Source organism: Actinomadura madurae, from assembly GCF_900115095.1.
Taxonomy (GTDB): Bacteria; Actinomycetota; Actinomycetes; order Streptosporangiales; family Streptosporangiaceae; genus Spirillospora; species Spirillospora madurae.
This window is the reverse complement of record NZ_FOVH01000020.1, coordinates 58525-73188: the sequence shown is the minus strand read 5'-3', so window position 1 is coordinate 73188 and position 14664 is coordinate 58525. Positions and strand designations below refer to the sequence as shown.

General features: G+C 73.8%; 14 protein-coding genes. 5 read left to right on the top strand and 9 right to left on the bottom strand.

The annotated features are described in order from the left end of the window. The first annotated feature begins 76 nt into the window (after positions 1-76). A complete protein-coding gene (locus BM339_RS39320; protein ID WP_075024178.1) occupies positions 77-1591 on the top strand; it encodes an MDR family MFS transporter in 1515 nt (504 codons plus the stop codon). On the opposite strand, the gene BM339_RS39315 is transcribed toward BM339_RS39320, so the two are convergent. The 5 genes from BM339_RS39315 to BM339_RS39295 all read right to left on the bottom strand — a co-directional run bounded on the left by BM339_RS39315 (position 1588) and on the right by BM339_RS39295 (position 6145). Beyond that, positions 1588-2253, bottom strand: coding sequence for a response regulator transcription factor (locus BM339_RS39315; RefSeq protein ID WP_024935121.1), 666 nt, complete (start codon positions 2251-2253; stop codon positions 1588-1590). The genes BM339_RS39320 and BM339_RS39315 overlap by 4 nt on opposite strands. Positions 2254-2281: 28 nt before the next feature. Beyond that, the gene (locus BM339_RS39310; protein WP_024935122.1) at positions 2282-2710 is read right to left on the bottom strand and encodes a pyridoxamine 5'-phosphate oxidase family protein; all 429 of its coding nucleotides are present in this window, start codon (positions 2708-2710) and stop codon (positions 2282-2284) included. Continuing rightward, positions 2691-3890: a sensor histidine kinase gene (locus BM339_RS39305; RefSeq protein ID WP_075024177.1), complete on the bottom strand. Its 1200-nt coding sequence runs from the start codon at positions 3888-3890 to the stop codon at positions 2691-2693. Before BM339_RS39305 ends, BM339_RS39310 begins: the two co-directional genes overlap by 20 nt. A gap of 127 nt (positions 3891-4017) precedes the next feature. Further along, a complete protein-coding gene (locus tag BM339_RS39300; RefSeq protein WP_075024176.1) occupies positions 4018-5541 on the bottom strand; it encodes a DHA2 family efflux MFS transporter permease subunit in 1524 nt (507 codons plus the stop codon). Positions 5542-5614: 73 nt separating this feature from the next. Further along, the gene (locus tag BM339_RS39295) at positions 5615-6145 is read right to left on the bottom strand and encodes a TetR/AcrR family transcriptional regulator (RefSeq protein ID WP_075024175.1); all 531 of its coding nucleotides are present in this window, start codon (positions 6143-6145) and stop codon (positions 5615-5617) included. A 156-nt stretch (positions 6146-6301) separates the two neighbouring features. Here BM339_RS39295 and BM339_RS39290 point away from each other — a divergent pair, with 156 nt between their 5' ends. The 4 genes from BM339_RS39290 to BM339_RS39275 all read left to right on the top strand — a co-directional run bounded on the left by BM339_RS39290 (position 6302) and on the right by BM339_RS39275 (position 9871). Next, a complete protein-coding gene (locus tag BM339_RS39290; protein ID WP_075024174.1) occupies positions 6302-7267 on the top strand; it encodes a serine hydrolase domain-containing protein in 966 nt (321 codons plus the stop codon). A gap of 11 nt (positions 7268-7278) precedes the next feature. After that, the gene (locus BM339_RS39285; RefSeq protein ID WP_075024217.1) at positions 7279-8817 is read left to right on the top strand and encodes an alpha/beta hydrolase; all 1539 of its coding nucleotides are present in this window, start codon (positions 7279-7281) and stop codon (positions 8815-8817) included. 65 nt (positions 8818-8882) lie between these two features. Beyond that, positions 8883-9206 carry a ferredoxin gene (gene fdxA, locus BM339_RS39280; protein WP_021599582.1) on the top strand — a complete coding sequence of 108 codons (324 nt, stop codon included), beginning with the start codon at positions 8883-8885 and terminating at the stop codon, positions 9204-9206. A gap of 5 nt (positions 9207-9211) precedes the next feature. After that, positions 9212-9871, top strand: a complete 660-nt coding sequence (locus tag BM339_RS39275) for a helix-turn-helix transcriptional regulator (RefSeq protein ID WP_075024173.1) — start codon at positions 9212-9214, stop codon at positions 9869-9871. Here BM339_RS39275 and BM339_RS39270 read toward each other — a convergent pair. The 4 genes from BM339_RS39270 to zwf form a co-directional block, all read right to left on the bottom strand. Then, the gene (locus BM339_RS39270) at positions 9849-11054 is read right to left on the bottom strand and encodes a L,D-transpeptidase (RefSeq protein ID WP_021599584.1); all 1206 of its coding nucleotides are present in this window, start codon (positions 11052-11054) and stop codon (positions 9849-9851) included. The genes BM339_RS39275 and BM339_RS39270 overlap by 23 nt on opposite strands. A 129-nt stretch (positions 11055-11183) precedes the next feature. Beyond that, positions 11184-11963 (bottom strand): 6-phosphogluconolactonase, encoded by a 780-nt coding sequence (gene pgl / locus BM339_RS39265; protein ID WP_075024172.1) that lies wholly within the window; start codon positions 11961-11963, stop codon positions 11184-11186. After that, positions 11960-13003: a glucose-6-phosphate dehydrogenase assembly protein OpcA gene (opcA, locus tag BM339_RS39260; RefSeq protein ID WP_075024171.1), complete on the bottom strand. Its 1044-nt coding sequence runs from the start codon at positions 13001-13003 to the stop codon at positions 11960-11962. Before opcA ends, pgl begins: the two co-directional genes overlap by 4 nt. Beyond that, complete coding sequence (gene zwf, locus BM339_RS39255) at positions 13004-14530, bottom strand: glucose-6-phosphate dehydrogenase (RefSeq protein WP_021600164.1); 1527 nt, start codon at positions 14528-14530, stop codon at positions 13004-13006. It lies immediately after the preceding gene. Between the last annotated feature and the right edge of the window lie 134 nt (positions 14531-14664).

The window sequence follows — 14664 nt, the reverse complement described above, 5'->3', positions numbered from 1 at the left end:
TCTAGCTAGGTTGCCTCGCTCATCTGTATGCGTATAGCATTCACTTGCTCAAAGCATATGACTGCGAGGTGCATTCATGGTGACGACGGCGCCGATGACCCACCGCCGGCGGCTGCTGGTCTTCGGCGGGCTGATGCTCGCCGGGCTCATGTCCTCGCTGGACGCGACGGTGCTCGGCACCGCGCTGCCGGCGATCGTCGGCGACCTCGGCGGGCTCGGCCGCATCGCCTGGGTGTCCACCGCGTACGTGCTGGCCACCAGCGTGACCGTCCCGCTGTCGGGGCGGCTCGGGGACCTGTTCGGGCGCCGTCCCGTCCTGCTGACCGGCCTGCTGGGCTTCCTCGCCGGGTCGGCGGCCTGCGGGGCCGCGCCGGACATGACCTGGCTGATCGTGTTCCGCGCCGTCCAGGGCGCCGCCGCCGGGTGCCTGATGAGCTCGATGTTCGCGCTCACCGGCGAGCTGTTCGAGCCGCGGGAGCGGGCCAGGTACCAGGGATACTCGGCGGCGATCTTCGCCGTCTCCAGCATCGCGGGCCCGCTCGCCGGCGGGTTCCTCACCGACCACGCCTCCTGGCGGTGGGTGTTCTACGTCAACCTGCCGCTAGGCCTCGCCGCCACCGCCACGACCGTGCTGTTCCTGCGCCTGCCGAAACCCCGCCGCCGCCCGCGGATCGACGTCACCGGCATCGTCCTGCTCGGCTCGGCGGTCACCTGCTTCACCCTGTTCACCAGCTGGGCCGGGACGCGCCACGCGTGGACGTCGCCGGTCGTGCTCGGGCTGGCCGCGGCGGCGGCGGTGCTCTTCACGGTGTGGGTCCTCGCCGAGCGGACGGCGGCCGAGCCGGTCATCCCGCCCCGCCTCTTCCGCGACCGGTCGTTCAGCGTGGCCTGCGCCGTCGCCGCCGCCGGCGGCGCCACCGGGTTCGGCCTCGCCACCTACCTCCCGATGTTCTTCCAGGTCGTCAAGGGAGTGGACGCCACCCGATCGGGCCTGCTGCTCTTGCCGATGATGGCCGCGCTCCTCATCGCCTCGACGGCCGCCGGGCGCCGCATCCACCGGACCGGCCGCTACCACCGGCTGCCCGCCGCCGGCATGGCGATCAGCGCGGCGGGCGTCGCGCTGCTGGCGACCATGGACACCGGCACCGGCCCGTTCACCGCCGGCTGCTTCATGGCCGTCCTCGGGTTCGGGGCCGGGCTGTCCCAGCAGGTCGTCCTGCTCATCGCGCAGAACGCGGCGCCGCCCGGGGATCTCGGCGCGGCCGGCTCCGGGGTGTTCGCGACCCGCATGCTCGGGACGGCCGCCGGGATGGCGGTCTTCGGCGCCATCGTGTCCCACCGGTTCGCCGAGGAGGTCGTCCGGCACGTCCCGGACGGGCGGGCGCCCGCGTACGCCGACGCCGTCCGCCCCGAGGTGCTCGGCTCGCTCCCCGCCCCGGTCCGGGACGGTGTCGCCGAGGCGTTCGCGGACGCCTTCTCCACCCTGTTCGTCGCGGCGCTGCCCGTCCTCGCCGCCGGCCTCGCCGCGGCGCTGCTGCTCAGGCACGTCCCCCTGGCCCCGCGCGGACCCGCGAAGCCCCCGCCGGACTAGTCGTCGAGCGCGGCGTCGTGGACGAGCAGCGCGATCTGGACGCGGTTGTTCAGCTCCAGCTTCGTGAGCAGCCGCGACACGTACGCCTTCACGGTGGCGACGCTCAGTGACAGCTCCCGGCCGATCTCGCTGTTGGTCCGGCCGCGGCCGACGAGAGCGGCCACCGCCCGCTCGCCGTCGCTCAGCCTGCCGAGCAGCTCGCGGGCGCGGGCCCGGCGCGGGTCGGCGCCGCTCTCGGCCACGTACGACATCATCTTGCGCAGCACCGCCGGCGACATCATCGGCTCGCCCGCCGCGACCTGCCGGATCGCGCGGACGATCTCCGGCGGCGGGGTGTGCTTCAGCAGGAACCCGCTGGCGCCCGCCCGCATCGCCCGCAGGATGTGGTCGTCGGTGTCGAACGTCGTCAGGATGATGATCTCGGGCGGGTCGCGGCGGGAGCGCAGCAGCCCGGTCGCGGCGAGACCGTCCACCCGCGGCATCCGGATGTCCATCAGCACGACGTCGGGACGGTGCTGGTTGACCGCGGCGACGACCTCGGCGCCGTCGGAGACGTCGGCGACGACCTCGAGGTCCTCGGCGCTCGACAGCATCATCGACAGGCCGGCGCGGACGAGCGCGTCGTCGTCCACGATCAGCACCCGGACGTGAGGGGAGTCCATCCGGTCACCCTACGGCCCGCGGGCCGGGTCAGGGCCGGCGCAGGCGGCGTCCGCTGACCTCCGTCGCCGCGAGCCGGAACCACGCCTCCCGGTCGCCGCCGGGCCAGGACTCGAGCCGCGGGACCTCGGCCTTCTCCTCCTCCGTCAGGGGATGGGCGCCGCCGCGCAGGAGCACGCTCCAGCCCTCGTGGCTCGCCTCGTCGAACCGGTCGACCTGGAACGCCGCCCGTACCTCGCCGCCGACCACGGACGTCAGCAGGCTGTGGCTCAGCCGCCCGGACACCGACGTCCGGAAGACCACCGCGTCGCCGGCGACGGCGTAGTTCACCGGGATGACCGTCGGCCCCTCGCCGTCGTCGAACGCGACGCGGCCGATGGCGCCCCCGGAGATGAGCCGCAGGCACTCGGCGCGGTCGAGTTCTTCCAGCACCGGCCGCTCAGAGGAGTTCGCTGCCATGCGTATCACCCTTCCCAGCGGCCCCGGCGCCATGCGCGGTCTCCAGCGGGAGGCGGGCGCGCAGCCGGAACCGGCCGTCCCCGGTGCGGCCGTGCTCCAGCGTCCCGCCCAGCAGGGCCACGCGTTCGGCGAGCCCGACGAGCCCCGCGCCGGAACCGGGCAGCGGGAGCGCCGGCGGGCCCGGCGGCAGGGCGTTGACGATCTCGATGTCCAGGTCGCTCCCGGCGGCGAGGGTCACCCTGACCCGGGCGCCCGGCGCGTGCTTGCGCGCGTTGGTCAGCCCCTCCTGGACGATCCGGTAGGCGTGCCGCCCGACCCGGGACGGGATCCGGTCCGGCTTCGGGACGTCCTCCTCCAGCGTGACGCGGCCCCCGGCGCGCCGCGACTCCTGGACGAGCGCGGCCACGTCGCCGAGCGTCGGCTGGGGCCGCTCGGGCTCCGCGCCGGCCGCGTCGTCCCGCAGCACGCCGATCACCTCGCGCAGGTCCTCCATCGCCTCGTAGGCGCTCTGCCGGATGATCCCGGCCGCCTCGCGCTGGTCGGCGGGCGCGTCCGGGCGGAACTCCAGCGCCCCCGCGTGCACCGCCAGCAGCGAGATCCGGTGCGCCAGGACGTCGTGCATCTCGCGGGCGATGCGCTCGCGCTCCAGCAGCCGGGCCTCCTCGACCCGCAGCCGCTGCTCGGTCTCGGCGGCGCGGGCCCGCTCCTCCAGCGACGCGATCAGCTGGCGGCGGGAGCGGACGAGCATCCCCGCGGTGATCAGCACCGCGTACAGGAGCGCGAACGTGACGGCGCCCTGGCGGAACTGGTGGTCGGGCGAGGTGATCCGGAACAGCGCCAGGATCAGCGCGAGGTTCGCCGCGGCGATCGGCAGGAGCGTCCGCCAGGGGCGCAGCATCGCCAGGGAGTACATCGCGATGGCGGTGGCGCCGAGGGCCGAGGTCGCGGACCACTGCGTGAAGGTCATCGTCACCGCGACGGCGACCGGGTAGCGGCGGCGGAACAGCAGGAGGGCCACGCAGTGCAGCCCGCCGAACGCCAGGTCGCGCGGAACGGAGATCGTCTCGCCCGAGGGCGGGTCCTCCACCGTGCCGAGGAGGAGCAGCGCGCCGAGCAGCGCCGCGATGACGGCCAGCGCCGCGTCGTCCAGCCATTCGCGCCACGATCGCCTTGGGGTCACGGGCCCAACGGTAGCCAGGCGGCCCGTTTCCGGCAGTGGCCGCAGGTCGCGGCGCCATCGACTTTGGTATGCGGGCGTGCCGGAGGGGCCGCACGGGATGCCCGCGCGGCCCCTCCGGGCGGTCGGCTCAGCCGCGGCCGGGCAGGTACCGGACGGCGAGCGCCGCGGTGACCAGGATGACGGCCGCCGTGACCAGCACGCCGAGGCCGGCGCCGTGGACGAACGCCTGCGCGGCGGTCTCCCGCAGCGAGGCCGCGGCGGGCGCGGGCAGGTGCCGCGCGATCCCGGCGGCGGAGCCGACCGACTCGCCCGCGGCGCCGTCCGGCATGGAGCCGGAGTAGGCGGTGGCGGCGATGCTGCCGACGACCGCGACGCCGAGGACGGTGCCGAGGTTGCGGGTGGTGTTGCTGACCGCCGAGCCGACGCCGGTCTTGGCGGGCGGCAGCGAGGACATGACCGACTGGGTGGCCGGGGCCATGGTCAGCCCGATCCCGGCGCACAGCACCACCGACGCGGTCATGTAGTGGACGTAGCCGGTCCCGCCGGACGCGGTGGCGAAGAACCCCAGCCCCGCGGCGGCGGCCAGCAGCCCGGACGTCATCGCGGCGCGGATCCCGAACCGGGCGGCGAGCCGGGTCCCGGCGGGGGACGCGACGGTCAGCGCGAGCGCGCCGGGCAGCGACCGGACCCCGGCCTCCAGCGGCGAGTAGCCCAGGACGAACTGGTAGATCTGGGTGAGCACGAAGGTGACTCCGGCGAGCCCGAAGAACAGCACCATCACCGAGACCGCGGCGGCGGTGAACCGGCCGTCCCGGAACAGGCTCAGATCCAGCATCGGGTGGGCGCCGCGCACCTGCGAGACGCCGAAGGCCGCCAGCAAGACGAGCGCGGCCGCGAAGCGCAGCAGCGTCCCGGACGTGGCCCAGCCGCTCTCGCCCGCCTGGATGACCGCGTAGGTGAGCGAACCCAGCCCGGCCGCGGCGAGGACCGCGCCGGTCGCGTCGATCCGCGGCCGGTGCGGCGCCGACGAGGCCGGCACGAGGAACCGGCCCGCGACCAGCGCGACGAGGACGACCGGCAGGTTCACCGCGAAGATCGCGCCCCACGAGTAGTGCTGGAGCAGCCAGCCGCCCGCCGTCGGGCCGATCGCGACGCCGAGGCCGCTCACCGCCGACCACAGGCCGATCGCCCTGGCCCGCTCGCGCGGGTCGGTGAACACGGCGGTCAGCAGCGCCAGCGTCGCGGGCATGATCAGTGCGGCGCCGACGCCCATGACCGCGCGGGCGGCGATCAGTTGCGCGGCGGTGGACGACACCGCGGCGCCGAGCGATCCGGCGCCGAACACGAGCATCCCGGCGGTGAGCGCGCGGTGCCGGCCGAACCGGTCGCCGAGGGTTCCGGCGGGCAGCAGCAGGGCGGCGAAGACCAGGGTGTAGGAGTCGACGATCCAGGCCAGCGCCCCGGCGCCGACACCGAGCGAGGAGGCCAGGGTGGGGATCGCTACGTTGACGATCGTCGTGTCGACGACGATCACCAGCAGTGACAGGCACAGCACGGCCAGCGTGTACCAGCGGCGCGGGTAGGCGGCGGGCGCCTGCCCGATGGGCGATGCGCTCTTCGGCGCGGTGAGCGATGTGGTGGGGGAGGACACTGCGGGCTCCTATTGATTGATAGACCTATAAATACGGTGCCGAAAAGGAGTCCTGCCGTGGCGGGACGGGGGGTCAGAAGACCATGTCGATGTACTCGGACGGGAGGTCGAGCACCGCGCCGAGGTTGAGCAGGTTGCCGGCGGCCATGAAGCGCGCCACCGTCGCGTGGTCGGCCCCCGTCCGCTCCCTGAGCATGTCGGAGACCTCCATGAAACCGCGCCTCATGAACTCGCGGATCTCCGGATCGGCGGAGGCGGCGTACCCCTGCATCTGGAGGCGCCGCGCGTCGGTGTCGCCGAGGAGGCCGCGGTAGGTCCGGCCGAGCACGGCGAGCGTCTCCTCCGGGGTGTCGCGGGGCGTCCAGGCCGCCGCGAACGCGTCCCTGATCTGCTCGCGCGAGCGTTGCAGGCAGGCGAGGAACAGGGCCTTCTTGTCGTCGAACAGGGCGTAGATGTAGGGCTGGGAGATGCCGGCCCGCTTGGCGATGTCGGCGGTCTTCGTGGCGTGGTACCCGAACTCGGCGAACACGCTGATCCCGACTTCGAGCACCTGGTCGCGGCGTTCTTCGGCGGTGGGTCTGCGGCTGCCTCGTGTCGTCGCCATGGGTTCATTATTGATATACCAATCAATACACGTCAACCCCCGCCGCGGGTTTCTCCATGGGGTAGCCCCCACCGTGCGGCGGACCGCTGCCCGGAGCCCGGTTCCGGGTGATCACCGGAGTGTTTCGCCGGACGCGCCCGCCTAGCGTCAGCGCACATGACGACGACGGAGACCAGGCGGTGGCACCGCACGGCGGGCCGGCCGGTCGCGGTACTCGCGGCCGGGGCCGCGGTGACCGGTGCCGCCGTCGCGGCGCCGGGCGGGACGTCCGGCTGCGCCGACAGCCCCGCGCTGGCCGGGGAGGGCCGGATCTCGCTGGACGCCCCGGTGCACTGCTACCTGCCCGGCCTGATCGACCGCAACGGCTACGACGGCCGGACGATCACCGTGCGGAGCCTGCTGCGGCACACCAGCGGCCTGCCCGACCACATGGACACCTTCGAGACCATCGAGGAGTTCCGCTTCCGGCATTTCGAACCCGCCGTACTGGTGGAGCGCGCGCTGGCGCTGCCGCGTCCCGAGACCCGCTGGCACTACTCGACCACCAACTACCCCATCGCGGGGCTCCTGGTCGAGAAGGTGACCGGGCGCACCCTGGAGGACGAGGTGCGGCACCGGATCATCGGGCCGCTGCGGCTCCGCGACACCTACTGGCCGGGCGACGAGACGCGCATCAGGGGGCCGCACGCGCGCGGCTACGTCCGCGAGGAGCGCGGCGGGACCGTCCGGCGGTCCGACTACACCGCGATGAACCTGAGCGTCGGGTGGGCGGGCGGCGCGCTGATCTCCAGCGCCCAGGACATGAACGCCTTCTTCGCGGCCCTGCTGGGCGGCCGGCTGCTGCCGCCGGCGATGCTCGCGGAGATGAAGCGCACCGTGCCCGCCGATCCGGACCGCCTGTGGGAGGGCGCGTCCTACGGCCTCGGCTTCATCGGGACGCCGCTGCGCTGCGGCGGCTCCTGGTGGGGGCACGCCGGCGGCATCGGCGGCTACATCACGGTCTCCGGCGTCGCGCCGTCGGGGCGCCGCGCCTCCGTCGTCCTCAACGAGAACGTGACCACCAAGGAGACGTTCGACGACCAGATGAGGCTCGGCGAGACGGCCTTCTGCGACCCGCGATGAACGGAGCGACGATGACGAGGAGACTGGCCGCCGCGGCGGGACTGGCCGTGGCGGCGGCACTGGCGGTGCCCGCCGGATCGGCGGCGGCGGAACCGGCGGCGAGACCGGGGGAGGGCGGCCTCGACCGCTTCTACCACCAGCGCCTGGCCTGGACGGCGTGCACGCTCGGGCCCGGCGACCAGGTGGGCGAGGAGCTCGACAAGGCCGGGGCGAAGTGCGCGGACGTGACCGTGCCGCTCGACTACACCGACCCCGGCGGGCGCACGATCGAGATCGCGATCTCCCGGCTCGCGGCGTCCGACCGGGCACACCGGATCGGGACGATGATCCTCAACGGCGGCGGGCCGGGCCCGGCCATCGACATGCCGCCCTACATGCGCGACCTCATGGGCGCGGCCGGGCCCCGGTACGACCTGGTCGGCATGGACCCGCGCTCCCTCGGCCGCAGCGCCGCGGTCGACTGCGGCTGGCCCGCCGCCACCTGGATCAGGTCGGCGGGGGAGAGCCGCCGCTCCTTCGCCCGGTCCACCGCGTTCGCCAGGGACCTCGCCCGGCGGTGCGCGCGGACGAACGCGGGCCTCCTCCCGCACATCAGCACGCGCGACATCGCCCGGGACATGGACGTCGTCCGGGGCGTCCTCGGGGAGCGGAAGGTGTCGTACAACGGCGCTTCCTACGGCACCTATCTCGGGTCCGTGTACGCGACGATGTTCCCGGGCAGGCTCGACCGCGTCGTCCTGGACAGCTCGGTCGATCCGGCCGCGTGGAGCCCGCGGCTCCTGGCCGGGACCGAGCGGGCCAACGACCACGCGCTCGGCTCCTGGGCGGCGTGGGCGGCGGAGCGCGACGGCGAGTACGGCCTCGGCGCCTCCCGCGCGGAGGTCCTCGGGACGGTGCGCGGGCTCGTCGAGGCGTCCGCCCGCGAGCCCCTCGCCGTCGGCCGGTACCGGGTGGACGACACGACGCTGCCGGTCGTCCTGTTCGACAACCTCGGCACCGACGAGGACCGGGCCAGGGCCGTCCTGGCGGAGTCGGTGCGCGTCTTCGCGAAGGCCGCGGGCGGCGAGCCCGCCGAGCCGACCGAGGAACTGGACGAGGAACTGGCGTTCCTGCTGACCGGCGCCGAGTCCCGCTACGGGAGCGGGCAGAGCGCGATCATCTGCGGGGACGCGGCCGCGCCGCGCGACCCCGCGGCCTACTGGCGCGACATCCAGCGGAACCGGGGGGCCAGCCCGGTGTTCGCGCCGCTCACCCGCAACGTCGGCCCGTGCGCGTTCTGGCCGGTGCGCCCCGCCGAGCCGCCGACCTCGGTCGGCGGGCGCCTGCCGGCGTTGATGGTCGCGGCGACCGGCGACACCCGGACGACCTACGCGAGCAGCCGGGCCCTCCACCGGCTGCTGCCGGGCTCCCGGATGATCACGCTGGACGCCGACGTGCACGCGCCCTACCAGCGCGGATACCCGAACACCTGCGTTCGTGACACGGTCAACGGCTACCTGGCCACCGGCCGGCTGCCCGCCGGCGACCTGGCCTGCCCCGCGGGTGGCTGACGGGCGGCGCCCTCGCTCGCACAATTAATACATGTAGTATTGTATTAATTCGCGAGGAGGGCGCCGTGACCTATGTGATCGCCGAGCCGTGCGTGGACGTCAAGGACCGCGCCTGCGTCGACGAATGCCCGGTCGACTGCATCTACGAGGGCGAGCGCATGCTCTACATCCACCCGGACGAGTGCGTCGACTGCGGCGCGTGCGAGCCGGTGTGCCCGGTCGAGGCGATCTACTACGAGGACGACCTCCCGGAGAAGTGGAAGGCCTACACCGCCGCCAACGCCGAGTTCTTCGACGACCTGGGCTCGCCCGGAGGCGCGGGCAAGCTGGGCGCGCTCGACCGCGACCACCCCCTGATCGCGGCGCTGCCGCCGGCGGGGGGAGGATGAGCGGCATGCCGTCCGAACGCCCCCGCCCCGAGCAGTCCTCGCGCCGCCGAGAGGTCCTGGACGTCCTGCGCGACGAGGGCGCCCCGCTCGGCGTCACCGAGGTCGCCGAACGCCTCGGCGTCCACGTCAACACCGCGCGCTTCCACCTGGACGCCCTCGCCGCCGAGGGCGCGGTCGAGCGCACCGTCGAGCAGGCCTCCGGTCCGGGCCGCCCGCGGACCGTCTACGCCCCGCGGCCCGGCATGGACCGCGGCGGCGCCCGCGGCTACCGCCTGCTCGCCCAGATCCTGCTCAGCCGGCTGGCCTCCGAGGGCGCCGCCGCCCGCGGCGACGCCGCTCGGGCCGGACGGGAGTGGGGCCGCTACCTCGTGGAGCGTCCTCCGCCGTTCCGGCCGATGACGGGTGAGGAGGCCACCGGCCGCCTCACCGCGCTTCTGGACGACCTCGACTTCGCCCCGCGCCACGACGGCGACGTCATCCGGCTCCGGCACTGCCCGTTCCTCGAGCTGGCCGAGGAGTACGGGCCGCTGGTCTGCGACGTCCACCTGGGGATCATGCAGGGGGCGCTGGCGGAGCTGGACGCCCCCGTCGCGGCCGACCGGCTGGAGCCGTTCGCCGAACCCGGCGCCTGCCTGGCCCACCTCACTTCAACGGAGCGCCCGTGACCGGCTTGCCGGTCGCGCTGCCGGCGAGCCAGCCGTCCCAGTCCTTCGCCCACGGGGTCGGGCCGTTCCCGAACCGCAGCTGCCGCGACGTTCCGGTCACCTTCACGATGTCGCCGCGGTTGGTGAAGTCGTAGAACCACTTGGCGTCCGAGGGCGAGGCGTTCACGCACCCGTGGCTGACGTTGTCGTTGCCCTGCGAGTCGGTGGACCACGGCGCCGAGTGGACGAACGTCCCGCTGTAGGTGAGGCGGACGTTCCACTTGGTCGGGATCCGGTACTCGCCCGGGTTCCCGGTGGTGGCCGAGTCCATGATGATCTTCGCCGCCTTCTCCTGGGCGATCATCGTGCCGCTGTAGCTGTCGTGGCCCGGCTTGCCCAGGCTGACCCTCATCGTCCGCACGGTCTTGCCGCCGTCGGTCACCGTCGCGCGGTGCTTCTTGGCGTCGATCGTGGTGACGTGCCGCGGGCCCACCGTGAAGCCGACGCTGCGGTCCTTCATCCCGTACATGCCCTCGCCGGCCTTCAGGCCCGCCAGGTGCGCGACGACCTCCACCTTCTGGCCGGACGGCCAGTACTCGCGGGGCCGGAAGTCGACCTCCTTGTCGCTGACCCAGTACCAGGCGCCCTCGACCGGCTTGGACATGCGGACCTCGAGCGCCTTCTCGACCGCCACCTTGCCGGCCTTGGTGCTCACGGGCCTGGACAGCAGCAACTGCACCGGCATGCCGACGCCGACGGTCTCGCCGTCCAGCGGCGACATGCCGCTCTCCAGCTTCTTCTGCGGCGTCAGGGTCGTGAACGTGGACGTGGCGGTGACCTGCTTGCCGTCGTCGCCCGTGCCCTGCGCGGTGACCGTGTAGGTGGTCGAGGGCCGCAGCGTCCACGCCGACTTCCACGAGGTGCGGTCCTGCGCGAGCGCGCCCTCGGCCTTGGTCTTCTTCTTGCCGTAGGTGAGGGTCACGCTCGTCAGCTTCCCGTTGGCGGCGGTGACCGTGACGGGCTTGTCGGGCGCGGCCTGCTTGGTGCCGGTCGCCGGCGCGATGGCCAGCTTCACGGCGTCTCCGCCCTTGCCGCCGCCGTCCCCGCCCTTGCCGCCGTCTCCGCCGGACGAGCAGCCCGCCGCGGCGATCACCACCGCGCCGATGATCGCCGCACCTGCCGTCCCGGTCCGACCCTTGAGCACCTGAGAACTCCTCACGCTCGACGCGGGCTATCCCTTGGTCAGGGTATGCACGGTTTTACGCGAGGCATGCGAAACCGCGAGGACTGTTCACCGTTCTCTCAGGAAGCGCGGGCGTTCCCCAGCGCAGGGTCAAGCGGGCGCCGCGCTTTCCCTGCCTGGTGGGAGGCCGGATGCGGCGGCGTTGTCCAGCAGGAACAGGGTGCGTTCCCGGCCGCGCGCGCCGGCGCACGGGACCCGCTCGGGTTCCGCCTCCGGGGAGAGCCCCAGCCGGACGGCCTCCGCCTTCGACTCGCCCGCCGCCAGGATCCACACCTCCCGCGCGGCCCGCAGGGCGGGGAACGTCAGCGAGATCCGGGTCGGGGGCGGCTTCGGCGCGCCCCGCACCGCCACCACCGAGAGCTTCTCCTCCCGCGGTCCCGCCATCTCGGGGAACAGCGACGCCACATGCGCGTCGGGGCCGACGCCCAGCATCAGCACGTCGAACGGCGGCACGGAGCCCCCGGCGCCCGCGGCGGCCCGAAGCTCGGCGGCGTACCGCTCGGCCGCCGCCTCCGGGTCGTCGCCGCCGGGGTCGTCCGGCGCCGGCATGGCGTGCACCCGCGCCGGGTCGACCGGCACGCGGTCGAGCAGCGCCGCGCGGGCCCCGGTCTCGTTGCGCTCGGGGTCGCCGCGGGGCACGAACCGCTCGTCGCCCCACCACAGGTCGAGCCGGCCCCAGTCGACCGCGTCCCGGGCGCCGGCGGCGGCCAGCGCGGCGAGCACCGCCGTGCCGACGCCGCCGCCGGTCAGCACGACCGACGCCGAGCCGCGCGCCGCCTGGGCGTCGGCGATCCGCGTCACCAGCCTCGCCGCGGCGGCCTCGGCGAGGACGTCCTGGTCCCGGTGGACCAGGACCGCCGGGGGGGTCATCCGGCCCCCGACCCGCCGCGCGGCTTCTTCGCCGCCGACCTGGAGCGCGGCGGCTTGGCCGCCTCCTTCCCGGCGGCCTCGGCGGTCGCCGACACCGGCTCGCTCGCCACGCCCGGCTCCTCCGTCCCGCCCGCGAGGTCCTTGGCGAACCGCGCGGCGGCCTCCTGGTAGACCTCGTCGGGGTCCAGGCGCCGCAGCTCCTCGGCCAGCAGCTCGGCCATCGGGCGCCGCATCAGCGACACCTGCCGGTCGGGCTGGCCGGGACGGCACAGCGTCGCCACCCGCCCGTCCGGGCGGTGGATCACGATGTCGCCGCCGGACGTCGCCAGCCGGACCCCGGTGATGCCGGGCCCCTCGGAGACCGTCCGGTCCACCGGGACGCCGAGCCGGATCGACAGCCACGCCGCGAGCAGCTCCGCGCTCGGCGAGTCCGGCTCGGCCAGCACCTCGCCGCCGGTGATCTCGTCGTGGTCCTGGTCGAGCGCCGCGGCCAGCAGCGACCGCCACGACGTCAGCCGCGTCCAGGTGAAGTCGGTGTCGCCCGGCCGGTACCCCTCGGCGAGCTGGGCGAGGGTGCCGAGCCGGTCGCGCGCCGCGTAGGAGTCGGTCACCCGGCGCTGCGCGAGCACGCCGAGCGGGTCCTTCGCCGGGACCTTCGGCACCTTGCCGCCCGGCCACCACGTCACCACCGGCGTGTCGGGCATCAGCAGCGGCACGACGACCGAGTCGGCGTGCTCGGCGAGCGGCCCGTACATGCGCAGCAGCACCGTCTCGCCGGGGCCGGTCTCGCCCATGCGGATCTCGGCGTCCAGCCGGGAGGAGTTGCCCCGCGGGTCCCGCGAGATGACGGTCAGCACCCGGTACGGGTGCTCCCGCGCCGCCTCCGTCGCGGCCCGCACCGCGTCGTACTGCGCCGACTCGTCCGTCACGATGATCAGGGTGAGCACCATCCCGACGGCCGGGCCGCCCATCAGATGCCGGGACTGGGTCAGCGCGTCCTGGATCTTCCGGGTGGTGGTGCCGGTGAGATCGATGTTCATCTAGAGCCGCCTCCAAGTGCGCCCGTCGCGCGCCATCAGCTCGTCGGCGCTGTCGGGTCCGTAGCCGCCGGACTTGTACTGGTCGAGGCCGCCCCGGCTCGCCCAGTACTCCTCGATCGGGTCGAGGATCCGCCAGGACAGCTCGACCTCCTCCTGCCGGGGGAACAGCGGCGGGTCGCCGATCAGCACGTCCAGCAGCAGCCGCTCGTAGGCCTCCGGGGACGCCTCGGTGAACGACTCCCCGTAGGCGAAGTCCATGTTGACGTCCCGGATCTCCATCGAGGTGCCGGGCACCTTCGAGCCGAACCGGACCGTGATGCCCTCGTCCGGCTGCACCCGCATCACCAGGGCGTTCTGCCCGAGCTCCTCGGTGTCGGTGTGCGAGAACGGAAGGTGCGGCGCCTGCTGGAACACCATCGCCACCTCCGTCACCCGGCGGCTGAGCCGCTTGCCGGTGCGCAGGTAGAACGGGACGCCCGCCCAGCGGCGGTTGTCGATCTCCAGCTTCACCGCGGCGTAGGTCTCGGTGCGGGAGTCGGCGGGGATGCCGTCCTCGTCCAGGTACCCGTTGACCTTCACGCCGCCCTGCCAGCCCGCCGCGTACTGCCCGCGCGCGGTCGAGTCGGCGAGGTCGCCGGCCACCCGCACCGCCGACAGGATCTTGGCCTTCTCCGCGCGGACCGCCTCCGCCTGGAAGGAGGTGGGCTCCTCCATCGCGGTCAGCGCCAGCAGTTGCAGCAGGTGGTTCTGGATGACGTCGCGGGCGGCGCCGATGCCGTCGTAGTAGCCGGCCCGGCCGCCGATCCCGATGTCCTCGGCCATCGTGATCTGCACGTGGTCGACGAACGAGCGGTTCCAGATCGGCTCGAACATCGTGTTGGCGAACCGCAGCGCCAGGATGTTCTGCACCGTCTCCTTGCCGAGGTAGTGGTCGATCCGGAAGATCGACTCCTCGGGGAAGACGCGGTGCACGGTGTCGTTCAGCTCCTGCGCGGTCTTCAGGTCGCGGCCGAACGGCTTCTCGATGACGACCCGGCGCCAGGCGCCCTCCTCGCGGTCGGCGAGCCCGCTGCGCTGCAGCTGCTCGACGACCTGCGGGAACGCCCTCGGCGGTATCGACAGGTAGAAGGCGTAGTTGCCGCCCGTGCCGCGGCTCTCGTCCAGCTCCTTGACCGCCATCGACAGGGCGTCGAACGCCCCCGCGTCGTCGAACGTGCCGGGGACGAAGTGCATGCCCTCCGACAGGTGCGTCCACACGTCCTCGCGGAACGGCGTCCGGGCGTGCGCCTTCACCGACTCGTAGGCGATCTGGCGGAAGTCCTCGTGCTCCCAGTCGCGGCGCGCGAAGCCCACCAGGGAGAAGCCCGGCGGCAGCAGCCCGCGGTTCGCCAGGTCGTAGATGGCGGGGAGCAGCTTCTTGCGCGACAGGTCCCCGGTGACCCCGAACAGCACGAGCACGCACGGCCCCGCCACCCGCGGCAGGCGCTTGTCCCGCGGGTCGCGGAGCGGATTGGCTGTGTTGGTCACGTGGCCCCCTCAGTTAGCACTGCGCCTTCTTCTGCTTCTGCTCCTAGTACTGCTGCAAGCATCCTGCCCCAACTCGTCCGGCGGGCCGCAATCGTCGACTCCCCGTCCGGGGCCCCGCCCGCCGCCCGCGGCGC